Origin of the sequence: Mumia quercus (assembly GCF_025506335.1) — a bacterium.
Taxonomy (GTDB): Bacteria; Actinomycetota; Actinomycetes; order Propionibacteriales; family Nocardioidaceae; genus Mumia; species Mumia quercus.
Genome location: NZ_JANZYO010000002.1, coordinates 641,311 through 654,271, shown reverse-complemented (window position 1 = coordinate 654,271; position 12,961 = coordinate 641,311). Strand labels below are relative to the sequence as shown.

The window sequence follows — 12,961 nt, the reverse complement described above, 5'->3', positions numbered from 1 at the left end:
CAAAGGGTTACGGCGGCCATGGCGAAGGGGAAACACCCGGCAACATTCCGAACCCGGAAGTTAAGCCCTTCAGCGCCGATGGTACTGCACGGGAGACTGTGTGGGAGAGTAGGACGCCGCCGGACAAACATTAAGGCTGTGGGTCGTCTCCCATCCCGTACACACGGGGTGGTCGAGACGGCCCACAGCCCATTTTCACGTGTGCAGCCTTGCGGAACAGGGTGTGTACGCAAGACTTGAGCGCACGGAGCGCAGGAGGACAGATTGATGAGCGAGCGTGGAGCCGGCCGCGGAGGCCAGGGTCGTAGCGGTGGCGCAGGACGTAACACCGGCGGCGGCCGCGGAGGCCAGGGCGGTCGTGCCGGTGGCGGCCAGGGTCGCCCGGGCGGGCAGGGCCGCGGACAGGGCGGTGGACGCCCGGACCGCAGCGGAGGCCCGCGCGGCGCGCGCGACGGTCAGCAGCGCGGTCCTCGTGACGGCGCGCCTCGCGGCCCGCGCCGCGAAGGGGACCGTCCGGACCGCGCTCGGCGCGAGGGTGACCGCGAGGCACCTCGTCGCGTCGAGGGGCCGCCGATCCCTGACGGCGTCCACCCCGATCAGCTCGACAAGAGCGTCCGACGTCTCCTGACATCGCTGACCCCGGGCAAGGCGGACTCCGTCGCGTCCCACCTCGTCGCGGCCGGGATCCTCATCGACGAGGACCCTGACCTCGCGTACAAGCACGCCCGCGCCGCCCGCGAGCTGGCGCCGCGCATCGGTGTGATCCGCGAGGCAGCGGGGGAGACCGCGTACGCCGCCGGACGCTGGGCCGACGCCCTCGCCGAGCTGCGCGCCGCGAAGCGCATGACGGGGAGCTTCGACCACATCGCCCTCATCGCGGACTCCGAGCGCGCGCTCGGCCGTCCCGAGCGTGCCCTCAAGGTCGTCGCCGACGCCCGCGACAAGATCGAGGACACCGACCTCCGGGTGGAGGCCGCGATCGTCGCCGCCGGCGCACGCCGTGACCTCGGACAGCTCGATGCCGCGCTGGCGCTGCTGCAGCAGGAGCCGCTGCACCACAGCAGCCCGACGACGTGGCTGGCGCGCCTGCGCTACGCGTACGCCGACGCGCTGGCAGAGGCCGGCCGGACACAGGACGCTCTGGAGTGGTTCCACCGCACCCTCGCGGCGGACCCGCAGCACACCACGGACGCCCAGGAAAGAATCGCCGCGCTCGAAAGCGCCTGACCTGGGCGGTTTTTCCCCCACTGTGCGCAGGAGCACGTGAGGGACCACCGCCCGTCGTATGCTGGTGCCTTCCCGTCGCCTTCCTGGAGGTTTACGCGTGCGCTTCTCGGGTAGCCGTGCCGTCGTGACGGCGCTCGCCGTCACGTTGGTCGCCTCGGCCGCCGTCGCAGTGAAGCTGACGGACGAGCCCGCGCCCGTCTCGGCGAGCACACCGTCCGGCACCAGTGCTGCCGGCAGTGTGGCCGCGGGTGTCGACGCGAGCGCGCTGAAGGCGGGCGGCGCCGCCGCTGCCGCCGGCCCGGTCGCCGCAGCTGTCCCCGCAGGGGCGTCGCGCTACAAGCCGAACGTCGTGACGATCCTGGCCGACGACCTCGACATGTCGATCGTTCCGTACATGCGCAACCTCACCAAGCTGCGCAAGCGCGGCGCCGACTTCAAGCGCAGCTTCGTCGTCGACTCGCTGTGCTGCTCGTCGCGCGCGTCGCTGATGACCGGGATGTACCCGCACAACTCCAAGGTCTTCATCAACACCGTCGGCCTGGACCCCGCGAACCCGATCGGGGGCCACTCGGCCTGGGTGAAGGCGGGCAACGACAAGAAGTCCTTCGCGTACGCGATCTCGCGTCCGCAGAGCGGCTACCGCACCGGGTTCTTCGGCAAGTTCCTCAACTACTACAGAGGCGCGCCGGGCAGCGATGCCCCGCAAGGCTGGAGCACCTTCGAAGGGCTCACGAGCAACCTGTACGGGATGTGGGACTACAACCTGGCGACGAAGGTCCCCTCGACCGGCAAGGTCACGTCGCGCAAGTTCGGCACGCGCGGCTCGGACTACTCGACGGACGTGCTCACCCGGCGGGCGGCGAAGTTCATCCGCAGCGCCGAGAAGAGCGGCACCCCGTACTTCCTCGAGCTCGCCCCCACCTCGGTCCACAGCCGCGGGGCCAAGAAGGTCCGCAAGGACGAGCCGCTGTTCCCGCCGGCGCTGCGCGACCGGGCGCTCAAGGGCAAGAAGGCCAAGAAGAACCCGGCCAAGCGCTACGGCGACTGCGGTCCTGTCCGCTGCGACAAGATCGACGCCGCGAAGCTGCCCGGGTTCAACGCCAACCGCTCGGCGTCGCGTCCGCGCTACGCCGACGGCCGGCCCGCTCCGATGTTCGGCCAGACCGCCAAGCTCAACAAGCGCGCCGTCAACCGGATGCGCCGCTTCCACCGTGACCGCATCCGCATGGCTCAGTCGCTCGACGACATGATCGGCACCGTCATGCGCACCGTCGGCCCGGACACCTACATCGTCTTCACGAGCGACAACGGCTACCACCTGGGCCAGAAGCGCCTCGGTCGCGGCAAGACGACCCCGTACGACACCGACATCCGCGTGCCGCTGGTCATCGCGGGGCCGGGCGTGGCCCGCGGTCCGCGCTACCAGGTCGTCCAGAACATCGACCTCGCGGCGACGTACGAGCAGATCGCCGGGCTGAGGGTCGACCCGCTGCGCGACGGGCGGTCGCTGCTGCCGATCCTGCGCAACCCGCGGGCGGCGTGGTCGCGCTACGCGTTCGTCGAGCACACGCGGCCGCCTCACCGCGACCCGAACGATCCCGACAGCGAGTCGATCTCGTTGGAGACCCCCTCGTACGTCGCGATCCGCTCCGCCGACGCGATGCTCGCGCGGTACGACACGCGCGGCGGCGACCCGGCAGGGTTCGTCTACGAGTACTACACCGGGCTCTCCCGGCCGGGAGCGTACGAGCACACCAACCGCTACAACCCCCGCGACCCGGCGGTGCAGGCGCTCGTGCGCCGGCTCGAGGCGTTCCCGGACTGCCAGGGCGCCGCGTGCGCGGCGCTCACCCGGTAGAGCGCCCCGCGGTCTGCCCCTGACGCGCCCACGGGCGGTCTTCGAGGGTGTGACAGGTACCCTCGTCGTTGTGGCACAACGCGACTACGACGCAGCTCTGAAGGCACTCGACACGACGATGTCGTCGATCGAGGCCGTCCTCGACCTCGACGCGATCCGTGCGGAGGTCGCGACGCTGCAGGAGCAGGTGGCCGCGCCCGACCTGTGGGACGACCAGGCGAACGCGCAGGCCGTGACCGGCAAGCTCTCCGCGCTGCAGTCCGAGCTGGAGCGCGCGACGACGCTCCGCCAGCGCATCGACGACCTCGCGGTCCTCGTGGAGCTGGCCCGCGAGGAGGACGACGCCGACACCCTCTCCGAGGCGGACGCCGAGCTCGAGCGCGTGCAGAAGGCCGTCGAGGGCCTCGAGGTCCGGACGCTGCTGTCCGGAGAGTTCGACGAGCGCGACGCGCTGATCACGATCCGCTCCGGGGCCGGGGGTGTGGACGCCGCCGACTTCGCGGAGATGCTCCAGCGCATGTACGTCCGGTGGGCCGAGAAGCACAAGTACGCCGTCCAGGTCTACGACACCTCGTACGCGGAAGAGGCCGGCATCAAGTCGACGACGTTCGCGGTCAAGGCGCCCTACGCGTACGGCACGCTGTCCGTGGAGTCCGGCACCCACCGGCTGGTGCGGATCAGCCCGTTCGACAACCAGGGCCGTCGCCAGACGTCGTTCGCGGCCGTCGAGGTGGTCCCGGTCCTCGAGCAGACCGACCAGATCGACATCCCCGAGGACGAGATCCGCGTCGACGTCTACCGCTCCTCCGGCCCGGGTGGTCAGAGCGTCAACACGACCGACTCCGCCGTCCGCCTGACCCACATCCCCACGGGCACGGTGGTCAGCTGCCAGAACGAGAAGAGCCAGCTCCAGAACAAGGCGAGCGCCATGGTCATCCTCAAGGCGAAGCTGCTCGCACTCAAGAAGGCCGAGGAGCGCGCCCAGCTCGACGAGCTGCGCGGCGACGTCCAGGCCTCGTGGGGCGACCAGATGCGCTCATACGTCCTGAACCCGTACCAGATGGTCAAGGACCTCCGTACGGAGCACGAGACCGGCAACCCGCAGGCGGTCTTCGACGGCGAGATCGACGACTTCATCGAGGCAGGGATCCGCTGGCGGCGTGGCGCTGAGGCCGCCGCCAAGTAGGGCTGATTACACTCGCACGGTGATCCGCTTCGAGAACGTCAGCAAGACCTATCCGGGGCAGCCCAGACCGGCGCTCGAGAAGATCAGTCTCGAGATCGAGAAGGGCGAGTTCGTCTTCCTCGTCGGGACGTCCGGCTCCGGCAAGTCCACGTTCCTGCGCATGCTCCTCCGGGAGACCCGGCCGACGACCGGGCGTGTGTTCGTGGCCGGCAAGGAGATCAACCGCCTCGCCAACTGGAAGGTCCCGAAGCTGCGCCGCCAGCTGGGCACCGTCTTCCAGGACTTCCGGCTGCTGCCCAACAAGACGGTCTCGGAGAACGTCGCGTTCGCGCTCCAGGTGATCGGCCGGCCGCGCTCGGAGATCCGTCGTGTGGTCCCTGAGACGCTCGAGCTGGTCGGCCTGGAGGGCAAGGGCGACCGGATGCCCGACGAGCTGTCCGGCGGTGAGCAGCAGCGCGTCGCGGTGGCGCGGGCATTCGTCAACCGGCCGATGATCCTCATCGCCGACGAGCCCACCGGCAACCTCGACCCCACGACGTCGGTCGGCATCATGAAGCTGCTCGACCGGATCAACCGCACGGGCACCACCGTGATCATGGCGACCCACGACGCGGGGATCGTCGACCAGATGCGCAAGCGCGTGATCGAGCTCAGCGGCGGCGTGCTGGTGCGCGACCAGTCGCGCGGCGCGTACGGCTACGAGGACTGACGAGGACCGATGGCACTGGGAAGCATTCTCTCCGAGCTCACGACGGGGCTCCGGCGCAACTTCTCGATGACGGTCTCGCTCGTCGTCACCATGAGCGTCTCGCTGGTGCTCGCGTCGCTGGGTCTGCTGCTGCAGGCCCAGGCCGACCGTACGGAGAAGTACTACGGCGACCGTCTTCAGATCCAGGTTAACCTCTGCACCCAGAACTCGTCGGCGGACACGTGCGTCGGTGGGCGGGCGACGGAGGAGCAGGAGAAGACGGTCGAGGCCGCGCTCGACGACAACCCCGAGGTCCGCTCGTTCGAGCGGTGGAGCCCTGAGCGCAACTACGAGCAGGCGCAGGAGTACCTCGGCCAGAACGCCGACGGCCGCAAGCAGCTGGAGGCGCTCGGGCCGGAGTCGTTCGGCACGTCGTACATGGTGACCCTGCGCGACCCCAACCAGTTCGAGGGCGTCGTGAGCCAGGTCAGCGGACTCGACGGCGTCGCCGGGGTCGTCAGCATGCGCGATCTCCTCGCCCCGCTGTTCGAAGTCCTGTCGAAGCTGCGCTGGGCCGCGCTCGGCACGTCGCTGCTGCTGATCGTGGCCGCGGTGCTGCAGGTCTCCAACACCATCCGGATGACCGCGTACGCGCGGCGCCGCGAGATCGGCATCATGCGGCTCGTCGGTGCCTCGTCGTGGCACATCCAGATGCCGTTCATCCTCGAGTCGCTGGTCGCGGCGGTGATCTCGGCCGTCCTCGCGTGCGGCGGACTCGCCGCGTTCATGCAGTTCGTGGTGTACGGGTTCCTGCGCGACCGGCTCGCCGGCCTCACCACCTGGGTCCGATGGCAGGAGGCGTTCACCGTGATGGGCTACACGAGCGTCCTCGCACTGCTGCTGGCGCTCGTGCCGACCCTGGTGATGACGAGGCGCTACCTCAAGGTCTAGGGGCGGCACGCCGAGCAGCCGAAATGCACCCTCTTGTTCAAGTTGAGGGTTAGCGTCGCCTAGGAACGTCCCCTAACCAGAGGCAGGCCTGTGGCTTCTCGCGTCTCTCCGCGGCGTCGGCGCATGCGGACCGCGCTCGCGCTCGCCGTCGTCGTCACGATGACCGGGGCACTCGCGAGTCCGAGTGCCGGTGACGACAAGGGTGACCTGAACCATCGCCGCAAGGAGGTCCAGGCCGAGATCTCCGGCGCCCGCGCGCAGCTCGACCAGTCGAGTGCGCGCCTGGCGGCTGCGACCAAGGCGCTCCAGAGCGCGCAGGCGACGCTCTCCGCGGCCCGTACGGCGTTGGCGACCACCCAGGGGAAGCTGGCGACCGCGCAGGCTCGCGACCTGGCGATGCAGGCCGCGCTCACCAAGGCGGAGGCCTCGCTCGAGACCGCGAAGAAGCAGGCGAAGAAGGGCCGTCGGACCCAGAACCGTGCCGCTCGCGAGGTCGAGCGGATGACCGTCGAGTCGCTGCAGGGCGGGTCGCCGAGCATGCGCGCGTTCGCGGCGCTGGTCAACGGCGTCGACCCCGCGACGTACGGGAAGCAGATCAGCCTGGACCAGGCGGTCACCGACGCCCGGCTCGCGAAGGTCGACACCCTCGAGGCGACGAGCGTGATCTTGGACCTGAACCGCAAGAAGGTCCAGAAGCTGCGTGACGAGGTCGCGGTCAAGCGCAAGGAGGCCGCGGACAACCTCGCGGAGCAGAAGCGTCTCGAGCAGGCCGCGCGCGAGCAGGCCGCGAAAGTCACCGAGCTCGTCGCGGCCAGCGCGTCCGCGCAGAAGACGGCCGCGTCTGCGCGCCAGGCCGACGCCTCCGAGCTGGCTGCGCTGGAGTCCGAGCGCGGCCGGATCTCGAGCAAGCTGAAGGCGATCGCGGCGCAGGAGCGGCTGGCAGCCCAGCGTGAACGCGAGCGCAAGCAGCGGGAGGCGGCCAAGAACAAGAGCTCCGCCAGCTCGTCCAAGGGCGGTGGCGGAGGCGGCAACGGTGGCGGTGGCAGCGGCAGCAACGGTGGCGGCGACAGCGGGAGCGCGCTGTCGTACCCGGTGTCCGGCCCCATCACCTCCTCGTACGGCATGCGCTTCCACCCCGTGCTGCACGTGTGGAAGCTCCACGACGGCACCGACTTCGGCGTCGGGTGCGGCACGCCCGTGCGGGCGGCGGCAGGCGGGCGCGTCATCGACCGCTACTACAACGCGGGCTACGGCAACCGCGTCATCATCGCCCACGGTCAGAAGCGCGGGCGCAGCGTCGCCACCACGTACAACCATCTGTCGCGATTCTCGACCTACCCCGGTCAGCGGGTCAGCCGTGGCGAGGTCATCGGCTACGTCGGGAGCACGGGCTACTCGACCGGGTGCCACCTGCACTTCATGGTGCTGCTCGACGGTGACACGACCAACCCCATGAACTGGCTCTAGGTGCGCCGTCTGCTGGTGGCGAGGTCGGCCACCCCGAGGAGGAGCGCACCGACGACGAAGGCGATCGTCGTCCGCAGTGCGAGGCTCATCGCCTCCGCGTAGTCGCCGTCGACCGCGAGCCTGCTGAAGAACTGCGCCAGGACGAGCGAGACGCCGATCGCGCTGCCGACGCGCTGCGCGGTCTGGAGCATGCCTCCGCCGACGCCCGCCTGGCGTACGTCGACCTCCGAGAGGGTGATGGTCACGTTCGGCGAGATGACGAACCCGCCCCCGACGCCGGCCAGGAGCAGCAGCGGCGACAGGGTCAGGCCGACGTGGTTCTCGAGGTGGGGGACTGCCAGGTCGATGCCGACCAGGCCGACGGTGACGAGGACGAGGCCGGCGACGACGAGGGACCGCCCGTACCGTCCGACCAGGCGTCCGCCGAGCCCGGCAGCCGCCGCGGCGCCGAGGGCGAACGGCATCTGGGTGAGGCCGGCTTCGAACGCGCTGTAGTCCAGGCCGTTCTGGAGGTAGAGGGTCAGCACGAGGAAGATCGACGTGAACCCGGCGAAGTAGAGCGTGCCGAGGCCCATGCCCAGGACGTACGTGCGCACCCGCATCAACGACAGGTCGAGCAGGGGAGCGCGGCCGGACCGCGCCCAGCCCCGCTCCCACAGGACGAAGGCGGCGAACAGGAGCGCCGAGACGCCCAGCAGCCACCACGGCCTGGTCGACAAGGACTCTCCCCGCGACCCCTCGACCATCGGCAGGAGCACGAGGAACGTGGCCGTGCCGAACAGCAGCACGCCGACTGGGTCCAGGGACTCGCGCCGGCGCTCCCCGGACCTCGGCAGCCACCGGAGCGCGAGGAACAGCGCGACGACCCCGATCGGGACGTTGACGAAGAAGACGTACCGCCAGCCGTGCTCGGCCCCGCCCACGGTGACGAGGATGCCGCCGAGCAGGGGCCCGACCGCCGTGGAGATGCCGACCATCGCGCCGAAGAGCCCGAAGGCCCGTCCGCGCTCCTCGCCTCGGAACAGCGTCTGGATGAATCCCGACACCTGGGGGTTGATGAGCCCGCCGCCCACACCTTGGGCGACGCGCGCGGCGGCGAGCCAGCCCGGGTCGGAGGCCGCTCCGGCGACCGCGCTGGAGACGGTGAAGACGACGAGGCCGATGCAGAAGACCGTACGGCGGCTCAGCGCGTCGCCCAGTCTCCCTGCCGGGACGAGGACGATCCCGAAGGCGAGCGAGTACCCGGCGACGATCACCTGGATCTGCGAGTCGGTCGCGTCGAGGCCGCTGCGGATCGAGGGGAGCGCGACGTTGACGATGCTCACGTCGAGCAGCGTCATGAACCCCGCGACCAGACAGACGACGAGCGCGCTCCACCGCGTGTCACGCGCCTCTTTCGCCACGGTCCGACCGTACGTGCCCGGGCGTGAATGCGCTGGACATGGAAGGGACAATGGAGGAATGGCCAAGGAGACCGGGAAGAAGCTGATCGCCCAGAACCGCAAGGCGCGTCACGACTACCACATCGACGACACGTACGAGGCGGGTCTGGTGCTCACCGGTACCGAGGTCAAGTCGCTGCGCGAGGGGCGCGCGAACCTCACCGACGGGTGGGCCGACATCGAGGGCGGCGAGGCCTGGCTGCACGGGGTGCACATCCCCGAGTACGCGCAGGGCACGTGGACCAACCACACGGCCCGCCGCAAGCGCAAGCTGCTGCTGCACCGCCGCGAGATCGCCAAGATCGAGAAAGCCGTCTCGACGCCGGGTGTCACCCTCGTGCCGCTCTCGCTCTACTTCGTGTCCGGGCGCGCGAAGATCGAGATCGCGGTGGCGCGAGGCAAGAAGTCCTGGGACAAGCGCCAGGCGATCGCCGAGCGTCAGGCGACGCGCGACGTGCAGGCTGAGGTGGGGCGCAAGATCAAGGGCATGACCGGATGAGCCTGGACGACGCCGACCTCCCGGCGCTCGCCGCGGAGCTGGGCATCCCCGGACTCTTCGACACCCACGTCCACTTCCTCCCGCCGCGCGTCATGGACAAGGTGTGGGGCTACTTCGACGCCGTGGGTCCGTTGACGGGCAGGCCCTGGCCGATCCGCTACCGCTGGCCCGTCGAGGAGCGCGCCGACTACCTCGGGACGATCGGCGTCCTGCGCTACTCCGCGCTGCCGTACGCCCACAAGCCGGGGATGGCGGAGTACCTCAACACGTGGGCGGCCGACTTCGCCGCTACCCACGGCAACGCGCTGAGGTCCGCGACGTTCTATCCGGAGCCGGAGGCGGCCTCGTACGTCCGCGCCCGGATCGAGGCCGGCGTCGACGTCTTCAAGACCCACGTCCAGGTGGGTGACTTCGATCCCACCGATCCCCTGCTGGACGAGGTGTGGGGTGCGCTGAGCGACTCCCAGACCCCGGTCGTCGTCCACGCGGGCTCGGGGCCGGCCCCAGGGACGTACACGGGTCCCGAACTGATCGGCAAGGTGATGGCCGCCTTCCCGCGGCTGCCGATGATCGTCGCGCACATGGGGATCCCCGAGTACGAGGACTTCCTCGACATGGCCGAGCGCTACCCGTACGTGCGGCTCGACACGACGATGGTGTTCACGGACTTCACCGAGGAGACCGCCCCGTACCCGCGCGACCTCCTCCCGCGCCTGCGCGACCTGCAACCGCGCGTGCTTCTGGGCTCGGACTACCCCAACATCCCGTACTCGTACGCGCACCAAGTCGAGTCCCTCGTACGGCTCGATCTCGGCGACGAGTGGCTGCGCGACGTCCTGTGGCACAACGGGCTGACACTGTTCGACGGCTAGGCGGAATACCGCTCGTCTCGGGCTGGTTGGACCAGGTACCCTTCAAGCACAACTACACAGCGGGGCTGATCGGTTTCGACTTCGGTCGTACGACGTAGGAGAAGCGAGCCGAGAATCCAAGGTCATCTCGTAAACGTTCCTTGGAAACCAATAAGTGCCAAGAATCAGCGCACTGACTTCGCCCTCGCCGCCTGAGGCGAGCTAAGCGGAGGGTCGGCCTGGGAACGCCTCCGTCCCAGTCACCGGCCTCAGCTAGGAGGCTTGCTCTGTGAGTCCGGTCGCGGGACTGACAGGGGACATCTACAGCGACTGAGCCCGTCGACGACGTGTCTGTTCGAGCGTCGGGGCTGAGAAAACGACACAACAGACTGCGCTCGGAGAAGTCCTACCTCTGCGCTGGAGGACGCGGGTTCGATTCCCGCCAGCTCCACCACGAGGCCCTCGCGCAGCGCGGGGTCACTTTGGCAATGTTTAGCAGTGCCCTCGGCCGACGGCCGAGGGCACTGCCGTGCGCGTGGGTCTTGCTCCGCGTGACCCGGCGGCATGACACCCTCCCGCTTATGACCCACCCCACACCAGTCGTCGGTGCCGCCGACAGCGCGCTCGACCAACGGCTCAGCGACGAGCTGGACGCGTACAACGCCGCTGCGACACCCGAGGTGGAGCCCGCGCGAGAGCTCACCGTCCGCATCGAGGAGGGTGGCGAGCTGCTTGCCGGTCTCTCGGGATGGACGTGGGGTCAGTCCGCCGGGATCGGCATGACCTGGGTCCATCCCGAGCACCGTGGCAGCGGCCACGGCTCGGCTCTTCTCTCCGCCTTCGAAGAGGAGGCGGAGCGTCGGGGATGCACGCACGTCTTCGTCACCTCGTTCACCTTCCAGGCCCCCGACTTCTACGAGCGTCACGGATACAAGGAGACCTTCCGCTGGGAGTCCGTCCCCACGCCCGGGCGCGACGACGTACATCTGCGCAAGGACCTCTGACCGAGGACGGCCCCAGCGACCGTGCAGCGCGACCGCTCATGCAGGCGGGTGCACCGGGTCGACGTCGTACAGCACCGTGCCGTCGCGAAGGGTGACGTCGTAGCGCACGCTCGCCTCCGCCTCGGACGATGCGAAGAGAGGCCCGGGCCACCACGCGGCGTACGTCCCGTCCTCCACGGACGCCTCGACGACCTGCCCACCGGCGTGGAGGGTCACCGCGGCGACCTCGGGGCCGACCTCGCCGTGGGTCGTCGCCGCGCGTTCGCTGTGACCGAGCCCGAGGAATCCGCCGCCGACGGTGAACTCCGCCATCGCGCCCTCGACCAGCTCATGCCCATCCGGCGCTCCGAACCCGCCTCCGCCGGAGACGACGTGAGTCACGTCCTTCGGGTCGCTGGTAGATCCGCCGGGGAGTCTGCCGAGACAGGCCACGGTGAACTGGTACCGGTCGGTCCGGGTGCTGGTCAGCAGGACGGAGACCCAGTCGCCGCGCCGGTCGGCCAGCCGGGTCGCCGGGTCGCTGCTCGCCATCTCGGGAGCGCCGTCGCCACCCACGGTGGCGCCGACCTGATCGAGACAGGCGGTGCGCAACGCCTCGGCGTCGGCGGGTGCGACGGCGCTCGACTCGGAGGTCCAGTCGGCGAAGGCGGGCTGTCCGCCCGTGGTGGCGGGGACGACAACGGCTGCTGCTGCGACCGTCGCAGCAGCCGCACCGATCCAGGCGAGTCGTCGGAGCGGGCGTCGGTCCTCGTCGGACAGCAGCGACTCCAGGAGCTGTTTCTGGTGGTTGCGGTCGATCGGGTCGTCGGCGGGGGCGGCATCCAGCGCGCGCAGGCGCTCGTCCAGGGCGAGGTCGTCAGTCATGCGAGGGTCTCCTGCGAGGAGGGGGAGTGGTCGAGGTGGCGTGCGAGGGCGCGTCGAGCGCGGGACAACCTGACGCGGTAGGCCGCGGCGGAGATGCCCAGGACCTTGCCGGCGTAAGGCGAGGTCAGGTCCTCCCATGCCGAGAGGGCCAGGACCTCCTGCTCCTCAGGCGTCAGGCGCTGCCAGGCTTGCACCATGTCGAGGCGATCCTCGACGCTCGCCGCGTGCGCGGGGTCGTGCCGCGGTGCGACGCTGGCCACCCGTACGGCGAGGGCGCGTTGGCGAGTGTCGCCCCGAGTCGCATTGAGCAGGCAATGACGCGCCACCCCGTACAGCCACGGCAGCACCTCGCCTGCTCGGCTCGGGACGTCATCGAGCCGGCGCCACGCGACGAGGAAGGTCTCGGCGACGACGTCGTCGGCGGTCGCGGGGTCGGTGCGTCGTCGTACGAAGCGGACGACCTGGTCGTAGTGGTCGGCGTACAGGGAACGAAAGTGTTCCTCGGCCGCCGATCTCGAGCGTCTCATGCCCCTCTATGTCCGGAAGTCGTCCCGGTGCAACGAGCATGCCGCACGAGAGGTGCAGACATGACGCGGCCCCCGACCTTGTGGTCGGGGGCCGCGCGGTTCCCGTGTGCGAGCTGTCAGTCCTCGTACGACGTCGTCGCCCCTGTAGACGACGTAGCGCGAGACGCCGGCAGCTTGCGGAGAGCCGGGGCTCAGGTCAGCATCGGGCTCAGCGTGTCCTCGGCGTTGCGGCGGCGCGCCGTGCTCTCGCGGCACGCGCGCTGAGGGCGCGGCTCCGCGAGGGAGATGAGCCGGTCCAGCGCGACGCGGCCTCGCAGCATGCTGCGGGTGAGGGCCGGCGGGTGGGCGATCCCCGTGCTCGTGCCGATTTCGGGTCGCTCCGTCGTGATCACGTGCT

The 12,961-nt window shown here is 69.9% G+C and carries 13 protein-coding genes, 1 rRNA gene and 1 other RNA gene; 11 read left to right on the top strand and 4 right to left on the bottom strand.

Translation table 11 applies throughout. The features are described 5' to 3' along the window. Nucleotides 1-8: 8 nt before the first annotated feature. The 7 genes from rrf to NYZ95_RS06565 all read left to right on the top strand — a co-directional run bounded on the left by rrf (nucleotide 9) and on the right by NYZ95_RS06565 (nucleotide 7,377). Nucleotides 9-125: ribosomal RNA gene (gene rrf / locus NYZ95_RS06595) — 5S ribosomal RNA — on the top strand. Nucleotides 126-267: 142 nt separating this feature from the next. Then, nucleotides 268-1,227, top strand: coding sequence for a tetratricopeptide repeat protein (locus NYZ95_RS06590; RefSeq protein ID WP_262849937.1), 960 nt, complete (start codon nucleotides 268-270; stop codon nucleotides 1,225-1,227). A gap of 97 nt (nucleotides 1,228-1,324) precedes the next feature. Beyond that, nucleotides 1,325-3,085: a sulfatase-like hydrolase/transferase gene (locus NYZ95_RS06585; protein ID WP_262849935.1), complete on the top strand. Its 1,761-nt coding sequence runs from the start codon at nucleotides 1,325-1,327 to the stop codon at nucleotides 3,083-3,085. 70 nt (nucleotides 3,086-3,155) lie between these two features. Then, the gene (gene prfB, locus NYZ95_RS06580) at nucleotides 3,156-4,271 is read left to right on the top strand and encodes a peptide chain release factor 2 (RefSeq protein ID WP_262849933.1); all 1,116 of its coding nucleotides are present in this window, start codon (nucleotides 3,156-3,158) and stop codon (nucleotides 4,269-4,271) included. Nucleotides 4,272-4,290: 19 nt separating this feature from the next. Beyond that, entirely contained in the window at nucleotides 4,291-4,980 is a 690-nt protein-coding gene (gene ftsE, locus NYZ95_RS06575) for a cell division ATP-binding protein FtsE (protein WP_262849931.1), read from the top strand. A gap of 9 nt (nucleotides 4,981-4,989) precedes the next feature. Beyond that, nucleotides 4,990-5,910, top strand: a complete 921-nt coding sequence (gene ftsX / locus NYZ95_RS06570) for a permease-like cell division protein FtsX (RefSeq protein ID WP_262849929.1) — start codon at nucleotides 4,990-4,992, stop codon at nucleotides 5,908-5,910. A 123-nt stretch (nucleotides 5,911-6,033) separates the two neighbouring features. Next, nucleotides 6,034-7,377 (top strand): M23 family metallopeptidase, encoded by a 1,344-nt coding sequence (locus tag NYZ95_RS06565; protein ID WP_262849927.1) that lies wholly within the window; start codon nucleotides 6,034-6,036, stop codon nucleotides 7,375-7,377. Here the strand turns inward: NYZ95_RS06565 and NYZ95_RS06560 are convergent. Continuing rightward, entirely contained in the window at nucleotides 7,374-8,780 is a 1,407-nt protein-coding gene (locus NYZ95_RS06560) for an MFS transporter (protein WP_262849925.1), read from the bottom strand. The two genes, NYZ95_RS06565 and NYZ95_RS06560, sit on opposite strands and share 4 nt — an antisense overlap. A gap of 58 nt (nucleotides 8,781-8,838) precedes the next feature. Between NYZ95_RS06560 and smpB the strand changes: the two genes are divergently transcribed. The 4 genes from smpB (at nucleotide 8,839) to NYZ95_RS06540 (ending at nucleotide 11,173) form a co-directional block, all read left to right on the top strand. Then, nucleotides 8,839-9,318 carry an SsrA-binding protein SmpB gene (gene smpB, locus NYZ95_RS06555; RefSeq protein ID WP_262849923.1) on the top strand — a complete coding sequence of 160 codons (480 nt, stop codon included), beginning with the start codon at nucleotides 8,839-8,841 and terminating at the stop codon, nucleotides 9,316-9,318. After that, complete coding sequence (locus NYZ95_RS06550; protein WP_262849921.1) at nucleotides 9,315-10,190, top strand: amidohydrolase family protein; 876 nt, start codon at nucleotides 9,315-9,317, stop codon at nucleotides 10,188-10,190. The genes smpB and NYZ95_RS06550 overlap by 4 nt, the downstream gene beginning before the upstream one ends. Nucleotides 10,191-10,251: 61 nt before the next feature. After that, nucleotides 10,252-10,623: a transfer-messenger RNA gene (ssrA, locus tag NYZ95_RS06545) on the top strand. A 127-nt stretch (nucleotides 10,624-10,750) separates the two neighbouring features. After that, nucleotides 10,751-11,173, top strand: coding sequence for a GNAT family N-acetyltransferase (locus tag NYZ95_RS06540; protein ID WP_262849919.1), 423 nt, complete (start codon nucleotides 10,751-10,753; stop codon nucleotides 11,171-11,173). A 36-nt stretch (nucleotides 11,174-11,209) separates the two neighbouring features. Here NYZ95_RS06540 and NYZ95_RS06535 read toward each other — a convergent pair whose 3' ends face one another. The 3 genes from NYZ95_RS06535 to NYZ95_RS06525 all read right to left on the bottom strand — a co-directional run bounded on the left by NYZ95_RS06535 (nucleotide 11,210) and on the right by NYZ95_RS06525 (nucleotide 12,956). Further along, nucleotides 11,210-12,037, bottom strand: a complete 828-nt coding sequence (locus NYZ95_RS06535) for a hypothetical protein (RefSeq protein WP_262849917.1) — start codon at nucleotides 12,035-12,037, stop codon at nucleotides 11,210-11,212. Further along, a complete protein-coding gene (locus NYZ95_RS06530; RefSeq protein ID WP_262849915.1) occupies nucleotides 12,034-12,564 on the bottom strand; it encodes an RNA polymerase sigma factor in 531 nt (176 codons plus the stop codon). Before NYZ95_RS06530 ends, NYZ95_RS06535 begins: the two co-directional genes overlap by 4 nt. Before the next feature lie 191 nt (nucleotides 12,565-12,755). Further along, nucleotides 12,756-12,956 (bottom strand): hypothetical protein, encoded by a 201-nt coding sequence (locus NYZ95_RS06525; protein WP_262849913.1) that lies wholly within the window; start codon nucleotides 12,954-12,956, stop codon nucleotides 12,756-12,758. Nucleotides 12,957-12,961: the final 5 nt, after the last annotated feature.

Coding starts and splice junctions, on each gene's coding strand:
- NYZ95_RS06590 (WP_262849937.1), top strand. CDS start 268: ATGAGCGAGCGTGGAGCCGGCCGCGGAGGCCAGGGTCGTAGCGGTGGC.
- ftsX (WP_262849929.1), top strand. CDS start 4,990: ATGGCACTGGGAAGCATTCTCTCCGAGCTCACGACGGGGCTCCGGCGC.
- NYZ95_RS06565 (WP_262849927.1), top strand. CDS start 6,034: ATGCGGACCGCGCTCGCGCTCGCCGTCGTCGTCACGATGACCGGGGCA.
- smpB (WP_262849923.1), top strand. CDS start 8,839: ATGGCCAAGGAGACCGGGAAGAAGCTGATCGCCCAGAACCGCAAGGCG.
- NYZ95_RS06550 (WP_262849921.1), top strand. CDS start 9,315: ATGAGCCTGGACGACGCCGACCTCCCGGCGCTCGCCGCGGAGCTGGGC.
- NYZ95_RS06540 (WP_262849919.1), top strand. CDS start 10,751: ATGACCCACCCCACACCAGTCGTCGGTGCCGCCGACAGCGCGCTCGAC.
- NYZ95_RS06535 (WP_262849917.1), bottom strand. CDS start 12,037: ATGACTGACGACCTCGCCCTGGACGAGCGCCTGCGCGCGCTGGATGCC.
- NYZ95_RS06530 (WP_262849915.1), bottom strand. CDS start 12,564: ATGAGACGCTCGAGATCGGCGGCCGAGGAACACTTTCGTTCCCTGTAC.